A 25,687-nucleotide genomic window follows, 5' to 3' on the forward strand; every position below is an offset into this window, starting at 1 on the left:
AACGGAGGGCGAGTTCTCGCCCCTCCCGGGGTTTTCTCGGGTAGTTGTGACGGGATCGTTACCCCCGGGGCATCCCAGGACAGAGATCCGGGCTCAGGCCGTCGGCTTGTGCACTTCGACGGCGACGAGGTCACCGTCGTCGTCCCGGTGCACGACGACGACCTCGCCCACGACCATGGGCTTGGCCTTGATCCCCAGACCCTCGAACATCGCCGGTAGCACGGGGCGGTGCCCACAGAGCGCGGTGGGGGCCGTGGTGCGCTTGAAGAGGCGGGCGACGAAGCGGCGGACCTCCCTCGGATGCACCGTGCCCTCCTCTTCGGTGAGCACGTCCTCCGTGACGATCTCCAGCCCGCGCTGTTCCGCGTAGGGTCGCAACGTCTCCACGCACCTGGTGGAGGAGGAGCTCACCAGGTTCTCCACGCCGTAGGCGCCGAACAACTGGGCCAGTTCCCTGGCCTGGCGCCGGCCGCGCCCCGTGAGGCGACGCTCCTGGTCCGGCCCGCTCCAGTCCTTGCGGAGCATGGCCTTGCCGTGGCGCACCAGCAGCAGGGGGGTGGTGCGCGGCTTCAGCAGCGCCGTCGACAACAGGCGCCGCTCGTCGGCGTAGGTGAGGGTGCGCATGGCCTTGTCGATCCGGGCCCAGCGGATCTTGTCGACCTCGCGGTTGGGTTCGAAGGGCTGCTCCGCCAGCACCTCGGCACGCCAGTACTGGACGGCCTTGAGCCCCTTGGAGAGTTTGTACTCGATGGGGGGCAGCCGCAGCCCCAGTCGGACGGCGACCCCGGCTTCTTCGAACACCTCGCGCACCGCCGTCCGGGGTGCGAGCTCGTCGACGGTGCCCTTGCCCTTCGGCAGTGACCAGTCGTCGTAGGCCGGGCGGTGGATCATCAGCACCTCGACGTCCTTGCCGGTGCCCCTCAGCACGACGGCACCCGCCGCGCGGATGGCGACGCGACGGCTCATCGGGTCGAGCGCCTGGCCGCGGTCTGCTGGATCAGCCATTCCTGGATGTCTCTCAACGGGGTGCCGTCCGGGCCGGTGGTGTGCACCGACCATGTCGAATCATTGAGTTCCCAGTGCACGGTGCCGGGGTCGAACGCCATCGCGAAGAGTTCGTCGATGTGCCGCAGGTGCGCCGGGTTGCTGAGCCCGACGATGGCCTCGACCCGGCGGTCCAGGTTGCGGTGCATGAGGTCTGCCGAGCCGATGCCCACGATGGGCTGGCCGCCACCCACGAAGGAGTAGATGCGGGAGTGCTCGAGGAACCTGCCCAGGATGGAGCGGACCCTGATGTTCTCGCTCAGCCCGGGGACTCCCGGCCGGATCGTGCAGATGCCGCGCACCCACATGTCCACCGGCACGCCAGCCTGGGACGCGCGGTAGAGGCCATCGATGATGGCCTCGTCGACGATGGAGTTGACCTTGATCTTGATGCCCGACGGCAGGCCCCGTCGCTGATTGGCGATCTCGCCGTCGATGTAGTCCAGCAGCCCGCGCCGGATACCGTCCGGGGCCACCAGCAGGCGGCGGTAGTGCGTCTCCTGCGTCATGCCCGAGAGGTGGTTGAACAGCCGCGCCAGGTCGTCGGTGATGATGGGGTGCGCCGTCAGCAGGCCCATGTCCTCATACAGTCGGGCGGTCTTCGGGTTGTAATTGCCGGTGCCGATGTGGGCGTAGCGGCGCAGGCCGTCGGCCTCCTCGCGCACCACCAGCGACAGTTTGCAGTGGGTCTTGAGCCCGAGCATGCCGTAGACGACGTGGACGCCTGCCTTCTCCAGCTTCCGCGCCCAGCCGATGTTGTTCTGCTCGTCGAAGCGGGCCTTGATCTCGACGATGGCCAGGACCTGCTTGCCCATCTCGGCCGCCTCGATGAGGGCGTCGACGATGGGGGAGTCGCCGGAGGTGCGGTACAGCGTCTGCTTGATGGCGAGCACCGCGGGATCAGCTGCCGCCTGCTCGATGAAGCGCTGCACCGAGGTGGCGAACGAGTCGTACGGGTGCTGCACCAGAACGTCGCGCAGCTTCAGCGCCTTGAACATGTCTGCGGGGCTCGCGCTCTCCACCTCCGCCAGGTCCGGGTGCGTGATGGGCAGGAAGTTGGGGTACTTGAGGTCTTCCCGGTTGGAGTCGTCCAGCGAGAACAGGCCCGTGAGGTCCAGCGGCGCCTGCACCCGGTAGACCTCGTTGGCCTTGATGTCGAGCTCGTTGATGAGCATGTCGAGCATCTTCTCGTCGATGTCGTCCTCGACCTCGAGGCGGACCGGAGGGCGACCGACCTTGCGTCGCAGCAGTTCCTTCTCCAGGGCGAACAGGAGGTTCTCGGCGTCGTCCTCCTCCACCTCGATGTCCTCGTTCCGGGTGACCCGGAAGGTGGTGTGGGACAGCACCTGCATGCCGCTGAACAACTGCCCGAGATGGCGGGAGATGATCTCCTCCAGGGGCAGGTAGCGGCCCTCCGCGAGGCGGACGAAGCGCGACAGCACCGGCGGCACCTTCACGCGGGCGAACTGCCTGGTGCCCGTGACGGGGTTGCGCAGCAGCACCGCCAGGTTCAGCGAGAGGCCCGAGATGTAGGGGAAGGGGTGCGACGGGTCCACGGCGAGGGGGGTGAGCACGGGGAAGATCCGCTCGGCGAACAGCGCCCGCATCGCGTCCTTCTCGTTGGCCGTGAGTTCCTCCCACTTGAGGATCTCCACGCCCTCGGCGCGCAGCGCGGGGCGGACGTCCTTCTGGAACACCAACGACTGCTCGTTCACCAGGCGACCCACCTTGGCGAGCAGTTCGGCATGCAGTTCGCCGGGCATCTTGCCCAGCACGGTGGGGACGGCCACGCCGGCCGCGATGCGGCGCTTCAGGCCCGCGACGCGCACCATGAAGAACTCGTCCAGGTTCGACGAGAAGATCGCCAGGAACTTGGCGCGCTCGATCAGCGGGACGCGGAGCGCGTCCTTGGCCTGGTCCAGGACGCGGTCGTTGAAAGCCAGCCAGCTCAGTTCACGGTCGAGGTAGCGGTCTGCCGGCAACCGTGCGTTGTCGGTGGCGTCGATGGCGGGATCGCTCATGCAGGGGTCCTCTCGGCGTGGAAGCTCGTGTCGGTCTGGACGATCTCGAAGCCCGCCTTGCGGTACATGGCCACCACGCGCTCCTGGCTCCCCTCGACATAGAGCTGGATGCGGTCGTCGCCCTGCTGTGCGAGGTGGTGGAGACCGGCGGCCAGCAGGATGCGACCCAGGCCCTTGCCCTCGTGCTCCGGCGCGACGGCCATCACGTAGACCTCCCCGAGGCCGCCGCCATGGCGTTTGGTCCAGTGGAAGCCCACCACGTCGCCGTCCTGACGGGCGACGAACAGGCCGTGGGGATCGAACCACGGCTGGCGGGTGAGGTCGTCGAACTCCGCGAGGGTGAGCCGGCCCTGCTCGGGATGCTGGGCGAACGCGGCGGCGTTGACGGCGACCAGCTGTTCCCGGTCTGCGGGGGCGAAGGTGCCGAGGGTGTAACCCTCAGGCAGGGAGCCGGTGACCGGCTGCGAATAGTCGGTGCGGGATTCCATGCGGAGCAGGGACCGGACCGGCCGCATGCCGACGCGGGTGGCGAGTTGGGGCGCGCCGGGCAGCGTCCCGAAGGCCCATGCCGACGACTCGGGGTGGGCCCGCAGAGCCTCCGTGAGCAGTTCGGTGCCGATGCCCTCGCGACGGTGGTCCGGATGGACGCCCACGAGCAGCGTGCCGTCACGCTCGTCGCAGACGACGAAGCCGTACGGGTCCTTCCGCTTGCCCATGAAGAAGAAATCGGCCTCGCGCACGCCGTCGATGCCGAGCGAGCCCGACTCGTTGACCGGGGAGATGCCGTCATGCTCAGTGATCGCGTCGACGAGGCCGCGCAGGGCGTCGCGCATCGTCGGTGTCAGCGTCGTCAAGCTAACCAGCACGGTGAGCCTCCCTCGCACTGGCGAAGCGGTAACCAACGTTGCGCACAGTGCCGATGTAGTAGTCGAATTGGCCGAGCTTAGCCCGAAGCCGGCGCACGTGGACATCCACCGTGCGGGTGCCACCGTAGTAGTCGTACCCCCACACCTGGCTGACCAGGGTCTCCCTCGACAGCACGCGGCCGGGGTGCTGCATCAGGTAGCGCAGCAGTTCGAACTCCGTGTAGGTCAGGTCGAGCGGTGCCCCGTCGAGGGTGGCGGTGTAGGCGGCCCCGTCCACGCGGATGGGCCCGGCCACCAACAGGTCCGGGTCTGCGCTGGAGCGGGTCAGCACCCGGATGCGCGCGTCGATCTCTGCGGGTTCACTGCCCGCGGCGACGAAGTCGTTGAATCCCCAGTCCGGTGACAGCACGGCCAGGCCGGACAGCGCCACGATCAACAGCACCGGGGCGTTCCCGCCGCGCGAGAGCGCCTGACAGGTGGAGCGGGCGCCCGCGAGGTCCACGGTGCCGTCCACCACGACGACATCAGCGCCCTCGGCGTCGATCAAGGCTTGGGCCGCCGACGTGACAGTGGTGATCTGGTGGCTCAGCAGCGCCAGTTCCGGAGGCGTTTCCTTGGAGGAGACGAACACGATGTTGCTCATGGCTGCCCTCCTTCCGCGCTCCGCGGGACGACCTCATCCTAGTGGTACGTCGCCCCCCGTGGTACGCACGTTCCGGGGTGGCCTGAGCTCCACCGCTACCATGTTCCCCATGACGCAGGACCTTCCGGACGATCTGTTCCGGCAAGGGGCCGAAGAAGGCCCCGAGGAGGCGCGCGGGGAGCCGGAGCGGTCCCACGTGCCTGAACGGTCGTCGGTCAAGACGGTGCCGCTCGGACAGGACGGGATTTCGCTGCGCATGCTGGCCGGCATCCTGGTGCTCGCAGTGCTGCTGGCCTTCGCCGTCGGGCGTCTGTTCTTCTTCCGCGGCAACCAGGATCCGATGGTGACCGTGAGCCCTGCTCCGCTGCCCACCGCGACGGCCTCCGCCCCGCCCAGCACCGAGGGGGTGCCGTATTCGGACGCCGTGGTGGTCGCCAACGTGGTGGCTGCCGAGGGGCAGTGCCTTGAGGGCGGCACGCGGGACACTCCGGCGATGCTCATCGACGACGACTCGGGCACCCTGTGGCGCTGCCACGGCGAGGGCGTGGGGGAGCAGGTGACGTTCACATTCAGCGGGCGCCGGCCCCTCGTCGGCGTGCGAGTGGTCAACGGCAACACCGCCTGGTCAGACCGGTACCTGATGGAGCGCCGCGTCCTCAGCATCAGGTGGGAGTTCGACGACGGGTCCTTCTTCGTGCAGGGCCTGGCTGCGAACAACCGCAATCCGCAGGAAGTGCGCTTCCCGCCGCTGTCCGCCACGGGCGTGACCATGACGGTCTTGGATGCCACCGCTCCCGGCGACGGCGAAGCCAATGCCGACGCCGTGTCGCTCAGCTCGGTGGAGTTCCTCACCCCAGCCTGAGCCGGCTCACTCCCAGTTCTTCGTGTCCATGGTGATGGTCACGGGGCCGTCGTTGACGGAGCTGACGAGCATGTGGGCGCCGAACCTGCCCCGCGCCACCGTCGCGCCCAGCGACTCCAACTGCCGGCACAGTTCCTCGACGAGCGGCTGACTCACGCCGCCGCCGGCCGCGCGGCTCCAGGACGGGCGGCGCCCCTTCCGCGTCGAGGCGTAGAGGGTGAACTGGCTGACGACGAGCAGGGGCGCGTCGACGTCGCTGGCCGACTGTTCGTCGGCGAGGATCCGCAGCGACCAGATCTTCCGGGCCAGCGCCGCGGCGTCGTCGGGGGTGTCGTCGTGGCCGACGCCCGCCAGGACGAGCAGGCCGGGGCCGTCCAGCTCGCCGACCACCTCACCGTCGACCTTCACGGAGGCCTCGAGCACCCGGGTCACCACAACACGCATGGTGCCCATTGTGGCTGCTTCGTATACTGGCCCGCATGTCGACCGAACCGCAGATGAATATTGACATCGAGGTCCCTGAGGGGCTCAATCCCGCACTGACGGCGCTGGGCTGGATGGTCGGTCGCTGGGAAGGCACCGGCCACGGCACGGACCACGAGGGCAACGGCTTCCAGTTCGAGCAGCGCATGGAGTTCCAGCACAACGGCGATGACTACCTCTACTACATCTCGCAGACCTTCCTGCTCGATGAGGGTCCCGCCGGGCAACAGGAGGCCACGGAGGGGATCGGCCGGGCCACCAAGGTGCTCGGCATGGAGACCGGGTTCTGGCGCCCGAAGCCCGACGCCTCCGTCGAGGTGGAACTGGCCAACTCCGAGGGCTGGACCGAGATCCTGATCGGCAAGATCCAGGTGACCCGCATCGACTTGACCACCGACGCGGTGGTGCGCGGCGAGTCCGCCGCGGTCGAGCACATGTCCGGGCAGCGCCTGTACGGCAAGGTCGAGGGAGACCTCATGTACGCGCTCGACCGCTCCACCACCGCCCACGACCTGCGCCCGCACATGTGGGCCCGCCTGAAGAGGGTCTGATGGCCGCCGTCGCCATGGATGAGGGCCTCGACGCGGGGCTGATCTGGCACTTCGGGAACCCCGTCGCAGAGGCCCGCTCGCTCGCCTCGGGCGAGGGTGTCGTGGACCTGCGCAACCGCGAGGTCGTCGAGATCTCCGGCGCGGACCGCCTCACCTGGCTGCATTCCATCACCACGCAACACCTGTCCGGCCTGGGGGCGGGGCAGTCAACCACGGCGCTGATCCTGTCTCCCACGGGGCACATCGAGCACGTGCTCTACGGCACCGACGACGGCACCAGCTTCCTCGCCTGGACCGAACCGGGCAGGGCCGAAGCGCTGGTGAAGTTCCTCGACTCCATGCGGTTCGTGATGCGCGTGGAGGTCACCCGGCGCACGGACCTGCGCCTCGCCTGGGTCGGGCACAGGGTGCCACTGGATCCCCGGTGGCGCGTCCGCGACTCCGACGTCGGCGGGCTGGACGTCTTCCTCCCGGTGGACGCAGAGGTGGAGCCCACCGTCGGCACCTGGGCGTTCGACGCCCTGCGCGTGGCCGCCGGTGTGCCGCGCCTCTTCGTCGACACGGACCACAAGACCATCCCGAACGAGATCGGCCTGGTGGGCACTCACCTCAACAAGGGCTGTTACCGCGGGCAGGAGACAGTCGCCCGCGTGCACACGCTGGGCCGGCCGCCCCGTCGGTTGGTGCAGCTGCACCTGGACGGTTCGCTGTCGCAGCTGCCGGAACAGGGCTCCCCGGTTGAGTACGGCGGCCGCACCGTCGGCTTCGTGGGCTCGTCGGCCCGCCACCATGAGCTGGGCCCCATCGCCCTGGCCCTGGTGAAGCGCAACGTGCCTGTCGACGCGGAACTGCTGGCCGACGGAATCGCCGCGGCCCAGGAGGTGCTGGTGGACCCGGAGGTCGGCCTGCACGTCCGGCCCGTGCTCGGCTGACGCCGCCGCCAACGACACACCCCCACGCTCAGCATCAGCCGGGCGTGGGGGTGTCGCGTTCAGGTCAGTTCAGCGCGGCCAGCGCGGCCTGGTAGTCCGGCTCCTGGCCGATCTCCGGCACCTGCTCGGTGTAGACGACCTTGCCGTCCTCGTCGATCACGATGACGGAGCGCGAGAGGAGGCCCTTGAGCGCGCCGGTCTCCAGCGTGACGCCGTAGTTCTCGCCGAAGTCGGTGCGGAAATCGGAGGCGACCACGACGTTGTCGATGCCCTCAGACTCGCAGAACCGGGCGTGCGCGAACGGTAGGTCGCGCGAGACGTTCAGGACGGTGGCGCCCTCGAGGCCGGCTGCGCTCTCGTTGAAGGTGCGAAGCGAGGTGGCGCACACTCCGGTGTCGAGCGACGGGAAGATGCTGATGAGCAGCTTCCTGCCGGCGAAGTCGGACAGCCGGACCTCGGCGAGGTCGGTGCCGGTGACCACGAAATCCGGGGCGGTGGAGCCGACTGCGGGCAGTTCGCCTACGGTACGGACGGGGTTTCCTTTGTGGGTGATATCAGCCATGCCCCGATCCTTGCCCATGCAACCAAACGGCGACCGGTGCGTCTCGTCCCCTGTCGGCGAACAGGGGTGGTCGCGCGTGTGTTCGCCCTCTGTTCACCCGGAAGTGGTTGGATCCTGCTATGAGTCAATCGAGCCTGCGCGAATACATCGACCAACTCCTCGCGGATGGTTTCGCCGTCACTGATGTGCACGGCGAGGACCCATACCTCATCGACCCGCTCGGACAGGCCGTCGAGACCTGGCGCGACCGCTACCCGTACGACGTCCTCCTGGGGCGCAACGAGTACGAGATCGAGAAGCGGCAGCTGCAGATCGAACTGTTGAAGTTCCAGTATTCGGCGCAGGACCGCGGCACCAAGCACGTCGTCCTGTTCGAAGGCCGCGACGCGGCGGGCAAGGGTGGCGCCATCAAGCGATTCACCGAGCACCTCAATCCCCGCTACGCCCGCACCGTGGCACTGGGCGTGCCCACGGAACGGGAGAGGGGCCAGTGGTACTTCCAGCGCTACATCCAGCATCTCCCGACGGCGGGCGAGATCGTGATGTTCGACCGCTCCTGGTACAACCGGGCAGGCGTGGAGCGCGTGATGGGGTTCTGTTCGGACCAGGAATACGACACCTTCGTGCGGCAGGCGCCGTTGTTCGAGGAGATGCTCATCGAGGCCGGCACCACGGTGACGAAACTGTGGTTCTCCGTCACGCAGCGCGAGCAGCGCACGCGCTTCGCCATCCGTCAGATCGATCCCGTGCGGCAGTGGAAGTTGTCGCCGATGGACCTGGAGTCGCTGGGCCGGTGGGACGACTACACGGCCGCGAAGAACGCGATGCTGAAGCACACCGACACGGCGATCGCCCCCTGGTACCGCATCAAGTCCAACGACAAGAAGCGCGCCCGGCTCAACGCCATGCGCCTGTTCCTCGGCCTGCACGACTACGACGGCAAGGACCCCTCGGTCATCAAGCCGGTCGACCCGCTGATCGTGACCATGGGCCGCAAGAACCGGATGGCCGAGGAGCCAGAGGAGCACGAGGACTGAGCCTCGGGCTAGCAGCCCGTGACCGCCCGGATGGCGTCGGCGAGCGGCCGGAGGTCGTTGTTGATCACCCGCTGGGAGTTCGCGGACTCCGAGATGGACTCCCGCTCCGCGATCTCCGCGTTGCTCAGCCCGTCGAGCAGGCCCAGCAGGGACCCGACGGTGGCCCCCCGGAGCCGGGCGAGGTGCGCGTCGATGAGCCCCACCGTCGAGGGCAGGACCGACGGGGGCTCAAGGCCCACGATGGCCGTCCGGGTTCCCCGGTAGCCGGCGTCAGAAGCCTGGGCGCGCACGGCGTCGACCGCCTCCCGGGCGCGCCACCAGGCGGTGCCGTCCTGAATGCCCCGCTCTTCGTCGATCACCTTCACCTCGCCCACGCCGAGGCCCACGCGCAGGTCCACCTCCGGCGCCAGGGTCAGGCGCAGGAAGTAGGCCGCCCGTAGCGCCTCCTCCAATGAGGCGTAGATGCCCTGCAGTTCGTCGCCGACGGTGAACCGCAGGGCGTCCAGCGCCGACACCCGCCTGTTGGTGTCGTCGACGGCGGACAGCAGGGCACGGTGACGTTGCGCGCGGGATTCACCGCGGGAGCCGACGACGTCGAAGAGGACACCGACCACGTTAGACCAAGCCTTCATTTGTGCCATATGAAGATATTAGCTTAAGAACGGCGAAGTGAAGGTCCCGTGCAGCGATCAGATCAGCGCAGCACGCCCGGCTCAACCACCTCGGTGACAGCGGCGTAGGCCCTGCGCATCGGGCAAGTGCCCCATCTTCCGGCCCCCGGGTGTCGGTGTCGCCGTGTAGCGTCTGACGCGTGCTGGATCTGCTGATGAAGGGTGCCGTCCTGGTGGCGGGCGGAGCGTTCGCGCTGCTCGGCAACGGGGTGATCCGTTGGCTGCTGCGCCGCATCGACCAGGTTGCCCGCAGGGTGGAAGACGATCTGGAACAGACCCGGAGGAATCTGGGCCTGGTGGCGGCCCAGCAGGAACTGCCCGGCGGGCGGTGGGTGGGCATCCTCGAGCGCATCGCCATCTACTGCTGCCTCGTGGCGGGGTTCCCGGAGGGCATCGCCATCGTGCTCGCGGTCAAGGGGCTCGGGCGTTACGCGGACCTCAAGACCACCTCTGCGTCCGGCACTTCCCGTAAGGGTGAGTTGTTCATCATCGGCACCTTCGCCAGCGTGCTGTGGGCCGCGCTGTGGGCGGGCATCGCCTACGGGGTGGTGCGGTTGTGGTGACGGACCCGCTCCCGGAGGAGGTGGCGGCGGAGCTGCTGGCCCGCTGGCGCGAACCCCACCGTCGCTACCACGGCGTCTCGCACCTCGCCGACGGGCTGGAGGCCCTTGAGCTGCTGGGGGCCGGTGACCTCGAGCGTCTGGCCTACTGGTGCCACGACGCGGTGCACACCAACACCTCCCCCCAGGACGAACTGGCCTCGGCAGAGGTGGCCCGCGCTCTCCTCGCACCGCACCTGACTCCCACGGAGGTGGATGAGGTGTGCCGGCTGGTGTTGATCACGATTTCCCACGCGCCCACAGCCGGGGACCAGCGGGCCGCCCGCGTCGCGGATGCGGATCTGCACGGTCTGGGGCTCACCTGGGAGCGGTACCTGGCCAACGTGCAGGCGATCAGGGCGGAGCTCCCGGGGCTGCCTCCGGCGCAGTGGCGGGCCCGCCGTCGGGCCTTCGCCCAGCGCATGCTGGAGCGGCCCCGTATTTTCGCCACGGAGCTTGGCCTGGAGCGGTGGGAGGGCTCCGCGCGGGCCAATCTTGAGCGTGAACTGGCCGGAGAATCCTTGTAAATGACCCTCCCGCCGTCGTACCGTAGATGCACACGGTTTTCCACCGTCGGCGGAGTGTTTGCCTAGCGGCAACGTGGCCGCAACATGGACGCCGGGCGTGCAGATCCCCCCAAGGCACGCCCGGCGTTCTACGTGTCCGGGCTAGTTCTTCTTCTGGCGGTTGCGCTCGCGCTGACGCTCGTTGCCGTTGAGGACCACCTTGCGGATGCGCACGACGGCCGGGGTGACCTCGAGGCACTCGTCGGCCGCGCAGAACTCCAGTTGCTGTTCCATCGACATCTGCTTGGCGGGGATCAGCCGCTCGAGCTCGTCACCGGTGGAGGAGCGCACGTTGGTGAGCTTCTTCTCCTTGGTGGGGTTGACGTCCATGTCCTCGGGACGCGGGTTCTCGCCCACGATCATGCCCTCGTACACCTCCGCGCCGGGGGAGACGAACAGCGTGCCGCGCTCCTGCAGGTTGAACAGCGCGTACGACGTGACCGAGCCGGTGCGGTCCGCAACCAGCGAGCCGGTGGGACGGGTGCGGAAGTCGCCGGCCCAGGGCTCGTAGCCCTCGGCGACGTGGTTCATGATGCCGGTGCCGCGCGTCTCGGTGAGGAACTCCGTACGGAAGCCGATCAGGCCGCGTGCCGGGACGATGAACTCGAGGCGGACCCAGCCGGTGCCGTGGTTGACCAGTTGTTCCATGCGGCCGCGGCGCAGCCCCATGAGCTGGGACACAGTGCCGACGAACTCTTCGGGGATGTCGACGGTGAGGCGCTCGATCGGCTCGTGGACCTTGCCGTTGATGACCTGGGTGACCACCTGGGGCTTGCCCACGGTGAGCTCGAAGTTCTCGCGACGCATCATCTCGACGAGGATGGCGAGCTGCAGTTCGCCTCGGCCCTGGACCTCCCAGGTGTCGGGACGCTCGGTGGGCGAGACGCGGATGGAGACGTTGCCGATGAGTTCCTGGTCCAGGCGGGCCTTGAGGAGGCGGGCCGTCAGGTTCTTGCCGGACTTGCCGGCGAGCGGCGACGTGTTGATGCCGATGGTCATGGAGATCGACGGCTGGTCGACCGCGATGAGCGGCAGCGGCTTGGGGTTCTCCGGATCCGAGAGGGTCTCGCCGATCATGATGTCCGGGATGCCGGCGATGGCGACGATGTCGCCCGGGCCGGCGCTCTCCGCGGGCACCCGGTCGAGGGCCTCGGTGCGCAGCAGTTCGGTGAGCTTGACGTTCTGGATGGTGCCGTCGGTCTTGCACCAGGCCACCTGCTGGCCGCGCTTCAGTTCACCGGCGACGACGCGCAGCAGCGCGAGGCGACCCAGGTACGGAGAGGCGTCGAGGTTGGTGACGTGCGCCTGCAGCGTGGCGCCCTCTTCGTATTCGGGGGCGGGGATGGTGTCGAACAGGGTGTCGAACAGCGGTTCCAGGTTGGGGCTGTCGGGCATGGTGCCGTCCGCCGGCTGGGTCGTCGACGCGCGGCCCGCCTTGGCGGAGGCGAAGACGATGGGGAAGTCGAGGCCATCGGCCGCGTCGTCGTCGAGCAGGTCGATGAACAGGTCGTAGGTCTCTTCGACGACGGCGGAGATGCGGGCGTCCGCGCGGTCCACCTTGTTGACCACCACGATGATCGGGAGCTTCTTCGCGAGCGCCTTGCGCAGGACGAAGCGGGTCTGGGGGAGCGGGCCCTCAGAGGCGTCCACGAGAAGGATCACACCGTCGACCATCTCGAGGCCGCGCTCGACCTCACCGCCGAAGTCGGCGTGGCCGGGCGTGTCGATGATGTTGATGATGGTGTCCTCGCCGTTGGGACGGCGGTGGTGCACGGCGGTGTTCTTCGCGAGGATGGTGATGCCCTTCTCGCGCTCGAGGTCCATCGAGTCCATCACCCGGTTGTTGACGTCCGAGCCTTCCCGGAAAGCACCCGACTGCCACAGCATGGCATCGACGAGGGTGGTCTTTCCGTGGTCGACGTGGGCGATGATCGCCACGTTACGCAGATCGGAACGTTGGGGCATGGGGGTCTCCCAGAGATAGAAGGCGGAGGGCCGCGGGAAAGTGTACGGCCCGCAAGCGGCCACGGAGAAAAAGGCCCACACTGGTGGCATGCCGCGACGCTTCGACTTCCAGGTTACCTTCGACTGCGCTGACCCCCTGGCGCTCGGCCAATTCTGGTGCGAGGTGCTGGGCTACGTGCGTGAGGCGCCGCCGGAATTCGACACCTGGGAGGAACAGCTCGTCGCCTGGGGTGTGCCCCGGGACCAGTGGAACTCGATCAACGCGATCATCGACCCGGACGGCGTGCGCCCGAGGGTCTTCTTCCAGCGGGTGCCGGAGGGCAAGGTGGTCAAGAACCGGCTCCATCTCGACGTGCGGGTGGCGCCCGGGCAGGTGGGGGCCGACCGGATGGACGTGCTCGAAGCGGAGTGCGGGCGGCTCGTCGACCTCGGCGCCAGACGGGTGCGGCGGGAGGAACCTGCGCCCGACAACGGGGACGCGGGCTGGATCGTGATGCAGGACCCCGAGGGCAACGAGTTCTGCCTCGACTGACGCAACTGACGTGTCGGCCCGCATACGCCACGTAGCTCCATGGTGTCGCCGGTCGGCGGGGAACAGGCTGGAGGTACCAGCGAGGTGCATGAGCAACGTCTGAGCATCGGTGCTGGACGCCGGGGGGTCGCCGGGGACCGACGCGGAGTGCCTTCGGGGTGCTGTGACGCGGGCTGTGTAGGCTGTCGCCATGAGCGAGACGCACCCCAATCTCATGGCATCCGACGTCGTGGTCCACCTGCCCGAGGACCCCGCTCTCGAAGCGATCGTGGAGCGGGGCAGCGGGGGCTTCCTCGACGTCGTGGCGTCGCATCCTGAGAGCTCGCTCTGCTGGGCACTGCTCGCCGAGACCTGCCTGGCTGAAGGCGACCTGGGCAACGACATCGCCGCCTATGCCTACGCCCGCACCGGCTACCACCGCGGGCTGGACCTGCTGCGTCGCAACGGTTGGAAGGGCAGCGGTCAGATCCCCTGGGCGCACGAGCCCAACCGGGGCTTCCTCCGGGCGTTGTACGCGCTGAGCGTTGCGGCGGGTCGGATCGGTGAAGCCCAGGAACAGGACCGTTGCGCGCAGTTCCTGCGTGACTCGTCCGAAGAGGCGTACCAGGCGCTCGCCACCGAGCCTGCCTGAAGGCTCAGCCTGCGAAGTCGGACTCGATCAGACGCACCAGTGCGTCGACGGCTTCCTGCGCCTGAGCGCCGGTGGCCTCGATGAAGAGGGAGTCGCCCATCCGGGCGTCCAGCGTGGCGAGCCCGATGCTGCTCGTGGCGGGAGCCGGGCCGATGACGCCCTTGCTGACCAGGACCTGGGCGTCGAACTGACGGGCCTTTGCGACGAACATCGCAGCCGGCCGGGCGTGGAGCCCTGCCTCGTTCACCAACCGCGCCTCACCGCGCGCCTGCGCCGATCGGTTCGATTCGGGGGCCGCACTCACCTGTTCCGGGGTGCCGAGGTGGGCCTGCTTCGGGCCCATCGCCGCCACGCACTCGGCCTCCACCTCGTCGATGCCGGCTCCGCTGGCCACCTTGATCACCCCGGCCATGATGCCCTCAACGAAGGGCGCGGCGAGGACGCGGATGTCGTGGCCGCCGAAGCCGTAGAGCTCGATACCCAGCTCCGCGCTCATCACGGCGGACCCGATGTCGACGAAGATCACCACGCCGTCGCCCTGGTCCACCTCTGAGATCGCAGAAGTCACCGCCGTCGCGTCCGTGCCGATGCCGCCGTCGATGGTGCCGGCCGCCAGGGCAATCGGCGGCGGGTCGTCGTGGACCATCTGCAGCGCGAGGTCGACGGCCGCCTCAGCGAGCCGGCGCGAGTGGGAGACGACGACGATGCCGACAGCCATCAGGCCTGCACCACGTGCGACAACGCGTCCCAGAGGTAGGTGGCCGAGGCTGCTCCCGGGTCCATGTGGCCGGCCGAGCGTTCACCGAGGTAGCTGGCCCTGCCCTTGCGGGCGACCAGCGGGACGGTCGCGTCACGACCGGCGGCCGAGGCCTCCTGTGCCGATTCGATGGCGTCCTTCAGGGTGGCGCCCTCGTCCAGCGCGGCGTCGAGGGCGTCGATGGCCGGCAGCAGCGCGTCGACCATCGTCTTGTCCTCGAGCTCCGTCTTCCCGCGGGCGATCAGGCCGTCGATGCCGGAGCGCAGGGCCTTCGCGAAGTCTGCCGCGCGTAGCGTGACGACCTGGCCCGTGGCCATGCCCATCTTCATGAACAGCGTGCCGTAGAGCGGGCCGGCGGTGCCGCCGACCGTGCTGACCAGCGTCATCCCCGCCTTCTTCAACAGCGCATCGATGCTGTTGGCCTCGTCCAGCGTGGTCACGACGGCCGCGGTGCCGCGGGCCATGTTGGCACCGTGGTCTGCGTCACCGATGGCCGAATCCAGATCGGTCAGGTAGATCTTGTTCTCGTCGACGATCTGCGCGAACCGGCGCAGCCACTCCGCGAGGTCGTCGAGGGTCAGTTCGTTCTCGCTCACAGGCCCCACCGTAGCCCGGCGGTCCGCACTGGCGCGTCCCACAGGCCGATGATGTCGTCATCTGCACGCAGCAGAGTGAGCGAACAGCCGGCCATGTCCAGGCTGGTGATGTAGTTGCCCACCAGGTTGCGCTCGACGCGGACGCCGGCCTCGCCCAGCAGGTCGATGACTTCGCCGTACATCAGGTACAGCTCGATGAGCGGGGTGCCGCCCATGCCGTTGAGCATGGCGATGACCGGGGCGCCGGTGAAGTCGAGGTCGTGCAGGATGGGCTCCACCAGTTGCCTGGCCACGGACTTCGCGTCGCCGATGGGCTCGCGGTGCCGCCCCGGCTCGCCGTGGATGCCGATGCCGATCTCCATCTGGTCTTCCGGGAGGTCGAACGTGGGGCGGCCCGCGGCGGGGACGGTGCAGGAAGTGAGCGCCATGCCCATCGAACGGCCGTTGTCGGCGACCTTCTGCGCCAGTTCCTTCACTGCCGCGAGGTCGCGGCCCTCCTCGGCGGCGGCGCCGACGATCTTCTCCAGCAGCACCGTCGTGCCGACACCGCGGCGGCCGGCCGTGTAGAGGGAGTCCTGCACCGCCACGTCGTCGGCCACGATGACCGTCTCGACGGTGATCCCGGCGTCGGCGGCGAGCTCGGCCGCCATCTCGAAGTTCATGATGTCGCCGGTGTAGTTCTTCACGATGTGCAGCACGCCCGCCCCGCCGTCGACGGTGGTGGTGGCCTCGAGCATCTGGTCCGGGGTGGGGGAGGTGAAGATCTCACCGGCGCACGCTGCGTCGAGCATGCCGAACCCGACGAAGCCGCCGTGCATCGGCTCATGGCCGGAACCGCCGCCGGAGATGAGGGCGACCTTGCCCTGGTCCTTCTGCTGGGCGCGGTAGACGATGCGGTTGTCGTGATCCACGCGGACTTCCGGATCTGAGGCCTCGACGCCCTTCAGAGCATTCCGGACGACGTCGTCAGGGGAATTGATCAATTTCTTCATCACGCTACTCCTGCGTCTTTGCACGGCGCGCGTGCGCGCGTCAGGTTCTATTCTTCCATCCGTGCGCAATCGGTGGGGGCTCTGTGCCCAACCTTTCGCCGCCCTTTGAGGAGCGCCGCGTGGGGTCCACCCTGGAGGGGTAGACTGCGGTGGCACGGCCCCAAGCGACGCGCGGGGCCATCTCTATGTACGAATGGGAGTAGCCAGATGCCGAGTGTGGTGGTTGTCGGAGCGCAATGGGGCGACGAGGGCAAGGGCAAGGCGACGGACCAGCTGGGCGACAGGGTGGATCTCTGTGTGCGCTACTCCGGCGGCAACAACGCCGGACACACGCTGGTGGTGGGCGGCGAGAAGTTCGTCCTGCACCTGCTGCCGTCCGGCATCCTGAACCCCGGAACCACGACGGTGATCGGCAACGGCGTCGTCGTCGACCTCGACGTCCTGGCCGGTGAACTGCGCGTGCTGAAGGACCGCGGCGTCGACGTGCCGCACCCCTACGTGTCGGCCAACGCGCACATCATCACCGAGTACCACAAGGTGATCGACAAGGTGACCGAGCGCTTCCTCGGCAAGCGCCGCATCGGCACCACCGGCCGCGGCGTCGGCCCCTGCTACTCCGACAAGGTCAACCGCCTCGGCATCCGCATCCAGGACATCCTGGACGAGTCCATCCTGCGGCAGAAGATCGAAGCCTCGCTCGACCAGAAGAACCAGCTGCTGGTCAAGGTGTACAACCGCCGCCCGATCATGCCGGAGGAGATCGTGGAGTCGCTGCTCGCGCACGCCGACACCATCCGGCCCTACATCATCGACTCCGGCCGCTTCGTCAACGATGCGCTCGACGAGGGCAAGGTCGTGCTGTTCGAGGGCGCCCAGGCGCACCACCTCGACGTCGACCAGGGCACCTACCCGTACGTGACCTCGTCGAACCCCACGGCGGCCGGTGCCACCACGGGCGGCGGCGTCGGCCCCACGCGGATCGACCGAACCGTCGGCATCGCGAAGGCCTACACCACCCGTGTCGGCGAGGGCCCGTTCCCCACCGAACTGTTCGACGAGGACGGGGAGAAGCTGCGCGAGATCGGCGGCGAGTTCGGCGCGACCACCGGACGCCCCCGTCGCTGTGGCTGGTTCGACGCCCTGCTGGTGGAGCAGGCCTGCAAGATCAACGGCTTCACCGACGTGTTCCTCACCAAGCTCGACATCCTCAGCGGCTGGGACAAGATTCCCGTGTGTGTCGCCTACGAGGTCGACGGCGTGCGCCACGACGTCATGCCGATGACGCAGTCCGAGTTCCACCACGCCAAGCCCGTCTACGAATACCTCGACGGCTGGCACGAGGACATCTCGGGCGTCCGCACGTTCGACGAGCTGCCGGTCAAGGCGCAGGAGTACGTGAAGCGGCTTGAGCACCTCATCGGCGTGCGCATCAGCGGCATCGGGGTGGGGCCGGGCCGCGAGCAGTCGGTCGCCATCCACAACCTGATCTGACGTGCGGGTTCGTCCCCTGGTCATTGCGCTCATCGCGCTGATCACCGTGTTCATGATCGGCACGGTGATCATCGCCGTGACCCAGGAGAGCATCGGCTGGGGCTGGTGGTGGGCCGTGCCCCTCGGCGGCGCGTTCATGGCGGTGATCGTCGGGTTCCGCCTGGTGATCCAGCGCTCCCAGGAAGCTGCCGACCGTGCGGACGCCGAGTACGACGCCCAACACCCTGGAGACGCCCCCTAGCCGCCGGGCCGCGCCAGGAATTGTCCGAGTGTCCTAATAGCGTCGTTCCCAACCGGATGAGGGGGAGCGACCATGCATCAGCGGATCAGCGCCGAGCGGGGCACGTGGACGGCTATCGAGGCTGGGCTCTACGCCACCCACCTGCTGGCGCAGGGGGATCGACGGTGGGCCCGGGCCGAACTGGAACGGGTGACCGAGGCGGGGGCCGAGGCCAAGAGGCGGGTGATCGAACGCCACCTGCCCTTGGCGCTGCGGGTGGCTGGCGCGTCGGGGAACGGCCGGCTGCCGTCGGAGGACCGGGCCCAGGAAGCCGCCGCAGCGCTGGTCCGCGCCGTCGAGAAGTTCGACCACACACTGGGCGTCACGTTCGCCTCGTATGCCCTCTGGTGGCTGGCGCAGACGGTGAGGCGCGCCGAAGCCGACCAGGGGGGCCTCATCCGCATCCCGGTCCACGCGGATGCGGTGTACCGACGCGCGGCGGGCCTCTTCGCCGCCCAGGGCAGCGGCTCTTGGCGCCGGTTCACCGAGGACAACCGGGATTTCCTGGAATCGGAGGGGATCAACCCGGAGATGATCAGGTGGCTGGCGGAGCTACGCACCCCCGTCGGCCTGGAATTCTGCGAGGACGGGCTGGGCGCAGAATGGCTCGGCGGGGTACTCGTGGACGAGACGGCCGGGGTCGGCGAGGCGCTCGAGGGGGAGTGGCTGCGTCGCGTGCTCCTGGACCCGCTCGTCTTCAGCGATGCGCGCGCCGTGGACGTGCTGCGCCGCCGGTTCGGGTTCTGCGGGGAGCCGCAGACCCTGGAGGAGATCGGACGGGCCTACGGCGTGGGCCGCGAGCGCATCCGGCAGATGGAGAAGGTCGCCGTCGGCGAACTGCGGGCCTGCGTCAGCCTGCGGGACGGGTGCGTCCAGGTCGCCTGGCCGGTGGTGGAGCCCGCCCGTGGCACCTCTCGGGGTGGTGATCGTGACCCGTCGGATGCGTAGGGTCGGACCATCAACCATCCGAGGAGGGGCCGTGCAGCCGAGAATGAAATGGATCGTGATCGCCCTGGCGGTCGGGGCCGCCCTGTTCGGCCTCGGGTTCATCATCGCCGCCACCAGTGAGGGCGGCTTCCCGTGGAACTGGTGGTGGGTCATCCCCGTGGGAGCCACAGCTCTTGTGGCCTGGTTCGGCATGCGGATCGGCACCCAGAAGCACATCGAAGAAGACGTCGAGCACGAGCCCATCGCCGACGACGAGCATCCGCCTGCGCTCTGATTTCGCGGTGGCCCACTAGGCTGTCGCGGGTGAAGATCCTCCTGCTGGGCTCGGGCGGCCGCGAACATGCGCTCGGCCGCGCCCTCGTCGCTGATCCCTCCGTCACTGAGCTGCACGCCGTGCCCGGCAACCCGGGGCTCGCCGCCATCGCCACGCTCCACTCCGCGGATCCCGCGGACCCCGAAGCGGTGCTGGACCTCGCGCGACGGCTCGCCATCGACCTCGTCGTGATCGGCCCCGAGGCGCCGCTGGTGGCCGGAGTCGCGGATGCGTTGCGCGCCGAAGGCATCGACGCGTTCGGCCCCGGGAGCGAGGCGGCGGTCCTCGAAGGCTCCAAGGCGTTCGCGAAGGAGGTCATGCACGCAGCAGGCGTGCCGACGGCCGATGCGCGCGTCTGCACCACGCGCGACGAGTACGAAGCGGCGTTGGACGAGTTCGGTGCCCCCCACGTCGTGAAGAACGACGGCCTCGCGGCCGGGAAGGGCGTCGTCGTCACCAACGACCGCGACGAGGCCCTCCGGCACGCGGAGAGCTGCGGGCACGTCGTGATCGAAGACTTCCTCGACGGCCCCGAAGCCTCGCTGTTCGCCATCTGCGACGGCGAACGTGCGCTGCCCCTGCTGCCCGCCCAGGACTACAAGCGGGTGGGCGACAACGACGCCGGCCCCAACACCGGCGGCATGGGCGCGTACTGCCCGCTGCCGTGGGCCGAGCCCGGCCTCACCCGGCAGGTGATGGACGAGGTCATCAACCCCACCCTCGCCGAGATGCGTCGACGCGGTACGCCCTTCGTCGGGCTGCTCTACGCGGGCCTGGCCCTCACGTCGAAGGGGCTGCGGATCGTCGAATTCAACGTCCGCTTCGGTGACCCGGAGACCCAGGCTGTCCTGGCCCTGCTGAAGACCCCGCTGGCCGGGGTGCTCCGGGCCGCGGCCCGCGGTGAGCTCGACACCGTGGGAGAGCTCGAGTGGCGCGAGGGTGCCGCGTTGGTCGTCGTGCAGGCCGCAGCAGGTTATCCCGGTGTCCCCGCTCCCGGCGGTGCGATCAACCTGCCCGCCGACGAGGCGGATGCCTACGTGCTGCACGCCGGAACCCGCCTCGACGGAGACCAGTTGGTCGCGGCCGGCGGGCGCGTGCTGGGCGTCGTGGGTAGGGGCATCGACGTGGATGAGGCCCGCGCCAACGCCTACGGACTGCTGGGTCGCATCGACTACGCCGACGGGTTCAACCGCACAGACATCGGCATCCCGCACTGATCACTTCTGGCGGCGATCGCCTCCCGCGCTGATCGGCCGCGTTCGCCTCCGCTAACATGAGGCGATTTTGTAAGCGACCAAGGGGGACGTCAGTGACGACGCGTCGACACCTACTGCTCGGCATGCTCGGCGGCACCGCCGCACTGGCGGGCTGCGCGGCGGATCAACAGCCCACGGTGGAGTCGCCGACGCCCAGCCCGTCCCCGTCGAAGAAGGCGTCGCCGAAGCCGTCGCCCTCGCCCAGCCCGTCGCCTGCCCCGGTGACACGCGCGCCCCTCACCTGGCTGCCGGTGGAGGACGCCGCGACGCTGCTCGGCCCCGCCGTCGCGCTGAAGGTGCCCAACCTCAAGCAGGAGAACCCCCAGACCGCCGGCTTCGCCGACGCGGACATGTGGTTCTGCCAGCCCAACGGCGATTCGTACACGCGCCTCGTGCCGGTGTTCCACAGCCGGTACCCCGAGGCGGTGGGACCCATCCGCTCCATGCGCCCGGTCGACGTCCCGCTGCTGAGCCCCATGGGCCCGGTACTGGGCAACACCGGGGCGGCGGAATGGGTGATGAACTACGTCAAGGCCCACGACGAGCACCTCGAGCGGATGACCTACCTCGAGTGGCGCGACAAGGGTGCATACAGCGTCGACCGGTCGCGGGTCTACAAGGCCAACGGCAAGAGCCAGTTCGACCGGGCGATCATGGCCCACCCGGCGGAGATGGCACGGCTCGCCGAACGCATGACGGCGCCGCCGCCGGCCGACTACCTGCCCTTCGTGGCAGACCCGGCGCAGTCGTCGGCGACCGCGGGCAGCGCCGGCCACAGGGTGGAGGTGCCCTACGGCCGCGACTTCGCCATGAGCTACGAGTACGACCCCGGCAGCCGGCAGTACGCCCGCACGCAGCCCTGGGGGCCGCACATCGTTGAGGGTGACATCCAACTGGTCTGCGACAACGTGCTCATCATCCAGGCTGCCTGGCGGATGGACAAGATCTGGAAGGGCGGCGGCGCGGCCGACCCCGTCGTCGACATCGTCGACAACAGCGGTCCGTTCTTCTACCTCCAAGGCGGCAAGGCCGTCACGGGAACCTGGGCGAAGGGCGCCATCGCGGAGAAGTTCACCTTCACGGTCGCCGGCGGCAAACCCCTGGCGATGGCGCCCGGAAGGACCTGGGTGGAGTTGCCCCACACCCGGTCCGAGATCGCGATCAGCTGACCCTGCGCAACTCCTCCGCTTCGGCGACGGGGGCCTCAGCCTGCATCATCGGGGGCACGGCCCTGCGCGGGTGGACGAGCCATTCCTCCGGCACGCCCAGACCCTCCGCAAGCGCCAGCGACTGCGGGCGCAACTCACCGCACAACGCATCGACGGTGGACGTGATCGTCTTGCTGCGCTTGGCGTCGAACACCTCGTGCTCGAGGAACCAGGCCCGGTTCGTCTCGATGGTGGCCAGCGCGTACAGGTCACACACCTTGATCAGCAACGCCTTGACGTAGTCGTCGCCGCACTCCTCGATGCCCTGGATGAAGGCTTCCAGGACCACGCGGTCGACGTGGGCCTTGGCCGCCTCGATCATGTGCGGCTGGCAGGCGTTGATCGCGTCGAACGACTTGGCCCTGCCCGCGGCGCGCATGCGCTGGGCGAGGCCCTCGACCATGTGCCGTTCGCGGTACTCGAACATCTCGACGTGCCAACCGCGGGCCCGCAGCTGCTCCGCCTCCGGCCTACGCTTGGCGGTGGCCACCAGCCTGTCGATGGCCGACCGGGCGGTGGTCCGCTCCAGGAAGCGGCCGCCCAGGAGCTTGGCCGTCTTCTGCGCGGTGCCGGCCAGGTCCATGTCGCCCCAGGTGGACTTGTAGTCCAGGAGCAGCGCCTTGGCAACCAGTTGCAGCAGCACGGTGTTGTCACCCTCGAACGTGGCGAAGATGTCGGCGTCCTGGCGGGCGAGCGTGATGCCGTTGTCCGACATGTAGCCGGCGCCCCCGCTGGCCTCGCGGCACTCCTGCAACGTGTCGTTGGCCCAGCGGGTCAGCACGGCCTTCATGCCGGCTGCGCGCGTCTCGAGTTCGCGGGCGGCCTGCGGATCCGAGCCGTCGGCCTCCATGATCCGCTGCAGTTGCAGCGACACCTCGTTCTGCGCGAAGCCGTAGGCGTAGGCGCGTGCCACGTCCGGCAGCAGCCTGCGCTGGTGCTGCAGGTAGTCCATCAGCAGGATCTCCTCGCCCAGACCCGGCTGGCGGAACTGGCGGCGGCGGTTGGCGTAGCGCACCGCGATGCTCAGCGCCTTGCGGGTGGCCGACGCGGCGCCGCCCCCCACGCAGATCCGGCCGCGCACCAGGGTGCCCAGCATCGTGAAGAAGCGCGCGTTCTGCGACTCGATCGGCGAGTGGTAGTCGCCGGTCTCGTCGACGCCGCCGTAGCGGTCCAGCAGCATCCGGCGCGGCACGCGCACGTGCTCGAACATGAGGGTGCCGTTGTCGACGCCCAGGAGACCGCCCTTGTGGCCGTGGTCGCCGATGGTGACGCCGGGCATGGGGTTGCCCTGCTCGTCGCGGATGGGCACGAGCGCCACGTGGACGCCATGGTGCACGTCGTTGACCCACAGCTGGCCGAAGACCGCGGCCATGCGGCCGTCCCTGGCGACGTTGCCGATGTAGGCCTTCGCCGCCGTCGGGCTGGGGGAGTGGACGACCAGTTCGCCGGTTTCCGCGTCCCAGGTGATGGAGGTCTCGATGGACTGCACGTCCGAGCCGTGGCCCAGTTCCGTCATGGCGAAGCAACCGGGCAGGGACGCGTCGATCGCGCCCGGCAGGAACGTCTCGTGGTGCCACTGGGTGCCGAGGTTGGTGATGGCCCCGCCGAAGAGGCCGTGCTGGACGCCGGACTTGATGGTGAGGGAGAGGTCTCCCATGGCCATCATCTCGAAGTTCGCCACTGATTCGGCCGAGGTGCCGGTGCCGCCCTGCGCGGCGGGGAAGCCGGCGGTGACGAATTCGCGCTGGGTCAGCCGCTTGAGCCTGTCGAAGGTCCATTCGCGGGCCTCTTCGATGGTGAGGTCGGTGTCGCGGACCACGTCGTCTGCGCTCACCTCGTTACGCCAACGCTGCTTCAGCGCATGGAACGGACCGTCCAGGGCACGTCGCAGGCCTTCGCCGGTGGGGGTGATGGTCATGGGGTGTCACTCCTTTGTGTCTTTTGTGCTTCGAAAGCCGGGGTGAAGAACTGGTTGATGTAGGCCACGACGTCGGCCCTGGGGCGGCGCAGATTGGTGACGATCCACCGGTCTGCCACGGCCCAGATGTAACCGACGGCGCCGTGGGCCCAGATGTTGGCGGGGTCCTCGTCGAGCCCTTCGCGTCGTAGCCAGGCACGCATCGCTTCCGCGACCTGGTCGCCGATCCGGGCGGTGATGGAGCCCACCGGGTCTGACGTGGGCGTGTCGCCCGTGGGCCGCGAGGTGACGAACAGGTACAGGTTGCGGTCGCGTTCCACCACGGCCAGGTAGGCGTCGGCCACCTGCGAGACGAGCTCTGCCGGGTGCATGTGCTCGCCCTTCTCCAGCGGCAACTTCCGCAGGATGAACGTGTGCACCGACGCGACGACGGCCTGGTACAGCCCTGCCTTGTCGCCGAAGTGGCGGTACAACACGGTCTTGGAGGTCTGTGCCATGGCGGCGATCTCATCCATGCCGACGCCCGGGCCGTGCTTGCGGATCGCCTTCACGGCGCCCTCCACCAGCGCCTGCCGACGCTCGGTGTTGTGCTGCTCCCAGCGGGCGGCGCGACCGTCGACGATCTGCTCAACCTTGTTCATGTAACTCACGGTACCTGAAACTCTACGTACCTGCTACCCTCGGTCACAGATAATGTTTCCGCGCTCCGGAGGATCCCTCATGAACTCACGCACTGCGGTGGTGGTCGGCGGTAACCGCACCCCCTTCGTCAAGGCCGGCGGCAAGTACGCCGCGGCCTCAGCCCAGGACCTGCTCACAGCCGCCCTCGACGGGCTGGTCGCCCGCTTCGGGCTGGCCGGGCAGAAGGTCGACGAGGTGGTGGCCGGGGCCGTCCTGAAGCACACCCGCGACTTCAACCTCACCCGCGAGGCGGTGCTCGGCTCGGCACTGTCGCCGTTGACGCCGGCGTGCGACCTCCAGCAGGCCTGCGCAACGGGCCTGGAGGCCGTCGTCTACGCCTCGAACAAGATCCGGCTCGGCCAGGCCGACGTGGCGATCGCCGGCGGTGTTGACTCCGCCTCGGATGCCCCCATCGTCGTCACCGAACCGCTGCGCCGGGCCCTGCTCGCCCTGAACCGGGCGAGGAACGTACCCGAGAAACTGGCCGCGCTGAGCAAGCTGCGCCCGGCGGACCTGATGCCGGTACCGCCCGCCGTCGTGGAGCCCCGCACCGGGCTCAGCATGGGCGAGTCCCAGGCGATGACCACCACCAAGTGGGGCGTCAGTCGCGAAGAGCAGGACGAGCTGGCCTACCAGTCGCACCAGCGGCTCGCCGGGGCCTGGGACGAGGGCTTCTTCGACGACCTCGTCACCCCCTATCTGAAGGTCGCGAAGGACGGCATCCTGCGGCCCGAGACCACCATGGACGCGCTGGGCAAGCTGCGCACCGTGTTCGGCAGGGACAACGCCACCATGACGGCCGGCAACTCCACGGCACTCACCGACGGTGCCGCGCTGGTGCTGCTCGCGGAGGAGGAACATGCCCGGGCCAAGGGGTGGCCGGTGCTGGCGAAGGTCGTCGATGCGCAGGTCGCCGCGTCGGATTACGTGACCGGCTCCGAGGACCTCCTGATGGCCCCCGCCCGGGCCATCCCGGAACTGCTGAAGCGCAACGGGCTCACGCTGCAGGACTTCGACCTCTACGAGTTCCACGAGGCGTTCGCATCCACCGTGGTGGCCACCCTCAAGTCGCTCGAGGAGCAGGGGCTGGGCGAAGTGGACCGCGCCAAGCTGAACGTGAAGGGGTCGTCGCTGGCCACGGGGCATCCGTTCGCCGCCACCGGCGGCCGGATCGCCGCCTCGCTCGCGAAGATGCTGGCAGCCAAGGGGCCCGGCTCGCGCGGGCTGATCTCGATCTGCGCGGCCGGTGGCCAGGGCATCGTCGCCATTCTGGAGGCCTGAC

28 protein-coding genes are annotated in these 25,687 nt (G+C 68.8%); 15 read left to right on the forward strand and 13 right to left on the reverse strand.

The genetic code is table 11. The features are described from left to right. Positions 1-93: 93 nt before the first annotated feature. Genes C3E87_RS09235 through C3E87_RS09250 form a run of 4 tightly spaced genes read right to left on the reverse strand, consistent with a single transcriptional unit; the run spans position 94 to position 4,574 of the window. Positions 94-1,005 (reverse strand): NUDIX hydrolase, encoded by a 912-nt coding sequence (locus C3E87_RS09235; protein WP_158069065.1) that lies wholly within the window; start codon positions 1,003-1,005, stop codon positions 94-96. Further along, positions 963-3,065, reverse strand: a complete 2,103-nt coding sequence (locus C3E87_RS09240) for an RNA degradosome polyphosphate kinase (RefSeq protein ID WP_076061928.1) — start codon at positions 3,063-3,065, stop codon at positions 963-965. The genes C3E87_RS09235 and C3E87_RS09240 overlap by 43 nt, the downstream gene beginning before the upstream one ends. Then, complete coding sequence (gene mshD / locus C3E87_RS09245; protein ID WP_158069066.1) at positions 3,062-3,931, reverse strand: mycothiol synthase; 870 nt, start codon at positions 3,929-3,931, stop codon at positions 3,062-3,064. The genes C3E87_RS09240 and mshD overlap by 4 nt, the downstream gene beginning before the upstream one ends. After that, positions 3,921-4,574: a response regulator transcription factor gene (locus C3E87_RS09250; protein WP_076061934.1), complete on the reverse strand. Its 654-nt coding sequence runs from the start codon at positions 4,572-4,574 to the stop codon at positions 3,921-3,923. Before C3E87_RS09250 ends, mshD begins: the two co-directional genes overlap by 11 nt. 109 nt (positions 4,575-4,683) lie before the next feature. On the opposite strand from C3E87_RS09250, the gene C3E87_RS09255 reads away from it, so the two are divergent. Further along, the gene (locus C3E87_RS09255; protein WP_143570969.1) at positions 4,684-5,436 is read left to right on the forward strand and encodes a hypothetical protein; all 753 of its coding nucleotides are present in this window, start codon (positions 4,684-4,686) and stop codon (positions 5,434-5,436) included. Between the two features lie 6 nt (positions 5,437-5,442). On the opposite strand, the gene dtd is transcribed toward C3E87_RS09255, so the two are convergent. After that, positions 5,443-5,880, reverse strand: a complete 438-nt coding sequence (gene dtd, locus C3E87_RS09260) for a D-aminoacyl-tRNA deacylase (protein WP_076062067.1) — start codon at positions 5,878-5,880, stop codon at positions 5,443-5,445. Between the two features lie 59 nt (positions 5,881-5,939). Between dtd and C3E87_RS09265 the strand changes: the two genes are divergently transcribed. Next, on the forward strand, positions 5,940-6,470 hold the full coding sequence (locus C3E87_RS09265; RefSeq protein ID WP_143570976.1) for an FABP family protein: 531 nt from the start codon (positions 5,940-5,942) through the stop codon (positions 6,468-6,470). Further along, positions 6,467-7,402, forward strand: a complete 936-nt coding sequence (locus tag C3E87_RS09270; RefSeq protein WP_143570977.1) for a folate-binding protein YgfZ — start codon at positions 6,467-6,469, stop codon at positions 7,400-7,402. Before C3E87_RS09265 ends, C3E87_RS09270 begins: the two co-directional genes overlap by 4 nt. A gap of 64 nt (positions 7,403-7,466) precedes the next feature. On the opposite strand, the gene tpx is transcribed toward C3E87_RS09270, so the two are convergent. Then, positions 7,467-7,964, reverse strand: coding sequence for a thiol peroxidase (gene tpx, locus C3E87_RS09275; protein ID WP_076061941.1), 498 nt, complete (start codon positions 7,962-7,964; stop codon positions 7,467-7,469). A 119-nt stretch (positions 7,965-8,083) separates the two neighbouring features. On the opposite strand from tpx, the gene ppk2 reads away from it, so the two are divergent. Beyond that, positions 8,084-9,001: a polyphosphate kinase 2 gene (ppk2, locus tag C3E87_RS09280; RefSeq protein ID WP_076061944.1), complete on the forward strand. Its 918-nt coding sequence runs from the start codon at positions 8,084-8,086 to the stop codon at positions 8,999-9,001. Between the two features lie 8 nt (positions 9,002-9,009). Here the strand turns inward: ppk2 and C3E87_RS09285 are convergent, their stop codons facing one another. Then, entirely contained in the window at positions 9,010-9,633 is a 624-nt protein-coding gene (locus tag C3E87_RS09285; RefSeq protein WP_233120772.1) for a SatD family protein, read from the reverse strand. A gap of 179 nt (positions 9,634-9,812) precedes the next feature. Between C3E87_RS09285 and C3E87_RS09290 the strand changes: the two genes are divergently transcribed. Continuing rightward, the gene (locus C3E87_RS09290) at positions 9,813-10,235 is read left to right on the forward strand and encodes a hypothetical protein (RefSeq protein ID WP_198928266.1); all 423 of its coding nucleotides are present in this window, start codon (positions 9,813-9,815) and stop codon (positions 10,233-10,235) included. Further along, a complete protein-coding gene (locus C3E87_RS09295; protein WP_143570970.1) occupies positions 10,232-10,798 on the forward strand; it encodes a metal-dependent phosphohydrolase in 567 nt (188 codons plus the stop codon). The genes C3E87_RS09290 and C3E87_RS09295 overlap by 4 nt, the downstream gene beginning before the upstream one ends. Before the next feature lie 141 nt (positions 10,799-10,939). Here C3E87_RS09295 and typA read toward each other — a convergent pair whose 3' ends face one another. After that, the gene (typA, locus tag C3E87_RS09300) at positions 10,940-12,802 is read right to left on the reverse strand and encodes a translational GTPase TypA (RefSeq protein ID WP_076061951.1); all 1,863 of its coding nucleotides are present in this window, start codon (positions 12,800-12,802) and stop codon (positions 10,940-10,942) included. Positions 12,803-12,890: 88 nt separating this feature from the next. On the opposite strand from typA, the gene C3E87_RS09305 reads away from it, so the two are divergent. Beyond that, positions 12,891-13,334: a VOC family protein gene (locus tag C3E87_RS09305; RefSeq protein ID WP_076061954.1), complete on the forward strand. Its 444-nt coding sequence runs from the start codon at positions 12,891-12,893 to the stop codon at positions 13,332-13,334. Between the two features lie 190 nt (positions 13,335-13,524). After that, positions 13,525-13,965, forward strand: coding sequence for a DUF3151 domain-containing protein (locus C3E87_RS09310; RefSeq protein ID WP_083665527.1), 441 nt, complete (start codon positions 13,525-13,527; stop codon positions 13,963-13,965). A 4-nt stretch (positions 13,966-13,969) separates the two neighbouring features. On the opposite strand, the gene dhaM is transcribed toward C3E87_RS09310, so the two are convergent. Genes dhaM through dhaK form a run of 3 tightly spaced genes read right to left on the reverse strand, consistent with a single transcriptional unit; the run spans position 13,970 to position 16,310 of the window. Continuing rightward, a complete protein-coding gene (gene dhaM, locus C3E87_RS09315) occupies positions 13,970-14,683 on the reverse strand; it encodes a dihydroxyacetone kinase phosphoryl donor subunit DhaM (RefSeq protein WP_076061957.1) in 714 nt (237 codons plus the stop codon). Next, positions 14,683-15,318 carry a dihydroxyacetone kinase subunit DhaL gene (gene dhaL / locus C3E87_RS09320; RefSeq protein ID WP_369819267.1) on the reverse strand — a complete coding sequence of 212 codons (636 nt, stop codon included), beginning with the start codon at positions 15,316-15,318 and terminating at the stop codon, positions 14,683-14,685. The genes dhaM and dhaL overlap by 1 nt, the downstream gene beginning before the upstream one ends. Then, positions 15,315-16,310, reverse strand: a complete 996-nt coding sequence (dhaK, locus tag C3E87_RS09325; protein WP_076061959.1) for a dihydroxyacetone kinase subunit DhaK — start codon at positions 16,308-16,310, stop codon at positions 15,315-15,317. Before dhaK ends, dhaL begins: the two co-directional genes overlap by 4 nt. 207 nt (positions 16,311-16,517) lie before the next feature. Between dhaK and C3E87_RS09330 the strand changes: the two genes are divergently transcribed. The 6 genes from C3E87_RS09330 to C3E87_RS09355 all read left to right on the forward strand — a co-directional run bounded on the left by C3E87_RS09330 (position 16,518) and on the right by C3E87_RS09355 (position 21,767). After that, positions 16,518-17,801 carry an adenylosuccinate synthase gene (locus C3E87_RS09330; RefSeq protein ID WP_076061961.1) on the forward strand — a complete coding sequence of 428 codons (1,284 nt, stop codon included), beginning with the start codon at positions 16,518-16,520 and terminating at the stop codon, positions 17,799-17,801. Between the two features lies 1 nt (position 17,802). After that, on the forward strand, positions 17,803-18,042 hold the full coding sequence (locus C3E87_RS09335; RefSeq protein WP_076061963.1) for a hypothetical protein: 240 nt from the start codon (positions 17,803-17,805) through the stop codon (positions 18,040-18,042). A gap of 72 nt (positions 18,043-18,114) precedes the next feature. After that, positions 18,115-19,029 (forward strand): sigma-70 family RNA polymerase sigma factor, encoded by a 915-nt coding sequence (locus tag C3E87_RS09340; protein WP_076061965.1) that lies wholly within the window; start codon positions 18,115-18,117, stop codon positions 19,027-19,029. 43 nt (positions 19,030-19,072) lie between these two features. Beyond that, positions 19,073-19,303 (forward strand): hypothetical protein, encoded by a 231-nt coding sequence (locus tag C3E87_RS09345; RefSeq protein ID WP_076061967.1) that lies wholly within the window; start codon positions 19,073-19,075, stop codon positions 19,301-19,303. 29 nt (positions 19,304-19,332) lie between these two features. Further along, on the forward strand, positions 19,333-20,559 hold the full coding sequence (purD, locus tag C3E87_RS09350; protein WP_076061969.1) for a phosphoribosylamine--glycine ligase: 1,227 nt from the start codon (positions 19,333-19,335) through the stop codon (positions 20,557-20,559). Between the two features lie 92 nt (positions 20,560-20,651). Further along, complete coding sequence (locus C3E87_RS09355) at positions 20,652-21,767, forward strand: DUF3048 C-terminal domain-containing protein (protein WP_143570971.1); 1,116 nt, start codon at positions 20,652-20,654, stop codon at positions 21,765-21,767. On the opposite strand, the gene C3E87_RS09360 is transcribed toward C3E87_RS09355, so the two are convergent. After that, positions 21,760-23,724, reverse strand: a complete 1,965-nt coding sequence (locus tag C3E87_RS09360; protein WP_076061973.1) for an acyl-CoA dehydrogenase — start codon at positions 23,722-23,724, stop codon at positions 21,760-21,762. The genes C3E87_RS09355 and C3E87_RS09360 overlap by 8 nt on opposite strands. Beyond that, positions 23,721-24,365 carry a TetR/AcrR family transcriptional regulator gene (locus C3E87_RS09365; RefSeq protein WP_076061975.1) on the reverse strand — a complete coding sequence of 215 codons (645 nt, stop codon included), beginning with the start codon at positions 24,363-24,365 and terminating at the stop codon, positions 23,721-23,723. The genes C3E87_RS09360 and C3E87_RS09365 overlap by 4 nt, the downstream gene beginning before the upstream one ends. Positions 24,366-24,444: 79 nt before the next feature. On the opposite strand from C3E87_RS09365, the gene C3E87_RS09370 reads away from it, so the two are divergent. After that, on the forward strand, positions 24,445-25,686 hold the full coding sequence (locus tag C3E87_RS09370; protein ID WP_143570972.1) for an acetyl-CoA C-acetyltransferase: 1,242 nt from the start codon (positions 24,445-24,447) through the stop codon (positions 25,684-25,686). Position 25,687: the final 1 nt, after the last annotated feature.

Source organism: Tessaracoccus sp. ZS01 (genome assembly GCF_022342445.1).
GTDB lineage: Bacteria > Actinomycetota > Actinomycetes > Propionibacteriales > Propionibacteriaceae > Arachnia.

Bases quoted from the DNA above. Each gene is read 5' to 3' on its own strand.
- C3E87_RS09250 (WP_076061934.1), bottom strand. From the start codon at position 4,574: ATGAGCAACATCGTGTTCGTCTCCTCCAAGGAAACGCCTCCGGAACTG.
- C3E87_RS09285 (WP_233120772.1), bottom strand. From the start codon at position 9,633: ATGAAGGCTTGGTCTAACGTGGTCGGTGTCCTCTTCGACGTCGTCGGC.
- C3E87_RS09345 (WP_076061967.1), top strand. From the start codon at position 19,073: ATGAAATGGATCGTGATCGCCCTGGCGGTCGGGGCCGCCCTGTTCGGC.
- tpx (WP_076061941.1), bottom strand. From the start codon at position 7,964: ATGGCTGATATCACCCACAAAGGAAACCCCGTCCGTACCGTAGGCGAA.
- C3E87_RS09370 (WP_143570972.1), top strand. From the start codon at position 24,445: ATGAACTCACGCACTGCGGTGGTGGTCGGCGGTAACCGCACCCCCTTC.
- C3E87_RS09360 (WP_076061973.1), bottom strand. From the start codon at position 23,724: ATGACCATCACCCCCACCGGCGAAGGCCTGCGACGTGCCCTGGACGGT.
- dhaK (WP_076061959.1), bottom strand. From the start codon at position 16,310: ATGAAGAAATTGATCAATTCCCCTGACGACGTCGTCCGGAATGCTCTG.
- typA (WP_076061951.1), bottom strand. From the start codon at position 12,802: ATGCCCCAACGTTCCGATCTGCGTAACGTGGCGATCATCGCCCACGTC.
- C3E87_RS09235 (WP_158069065.1), bottom strand. From the start codon at position 1,005: ATGGCTGATCCAGCAGACCGCGGCCAGGCGCTCGACCCGATGAGCCGT.
- C3E87_RS09255 (WP_143570969.1), top strand. From the start codon at position 4,684: ATGACGCAGGACCTTCCGGACGATCTGTTCCGGCAAGGGGCCGAAGAA.
- C3E87_RS09340 (WP_076061965.1), top strand. From the start codon at position 18,115: ATGCATCAGCGGATCAGCGCCGAGCGGGGCACGTGGACGGCTATCGAG.
- dhaM (WP_076061957.1), bottom strand. From the start codon at position 14,683: ATGGCTGTCGGCATCGTCGTCGTCTCCCACTCGCGCCGGCTCGCTGAG.
- C3E87_RS09310 (WP_083665527.1), top strand. From the start codon at position 13,525: ATGAGCGAGACGCACCCCAATCTCATGGCATCCGACGTCGTGGTCCAC.
- C3E87_RS09305 (WP_076061954.1), top strand. From the start codon at position 12,891: ATGCCGCGACGCTTCGACTTCCAGGTTACCTTCGACTGCGCTGACCCC.
- ppk2 (WP_076061944.1), top strand. From the start codon at position 8,084: ATGAGTCAATCGAGCCTGCGCGAATACATCGACCAACTCCTCGCGGAT.
- C3E87_RS09240 (WP_076061928.1), bottom strand. From the start codon at position 3,065: ATGAGCGATCCCGCCATCGACGCCACCGACAACGCACGGTTGCCGGCA.
- C3E87_RS09330 (WP_076061961.1), top strand. From the start codon at position 16,518: ATGCCGAGTGTGGTGGTTGTCGGAGCGCAATGGGGCGACGAGGGCAAG.
- dtd (WP_076062067.1), bottom strand. From the start codon at position 5,880: ATGCGTGTTGTGGTGACCCGGGTGCTCGAGGCCTCCGTGAAGGTCGAC.
- C3E87_RS09365 (WP_076061975.1), bottom strand. From the start codon at position 24,365: ATGAACAAGGTTGAGCAGATCGTCGACGGTCGCGCCGCCCGCTGGGAG.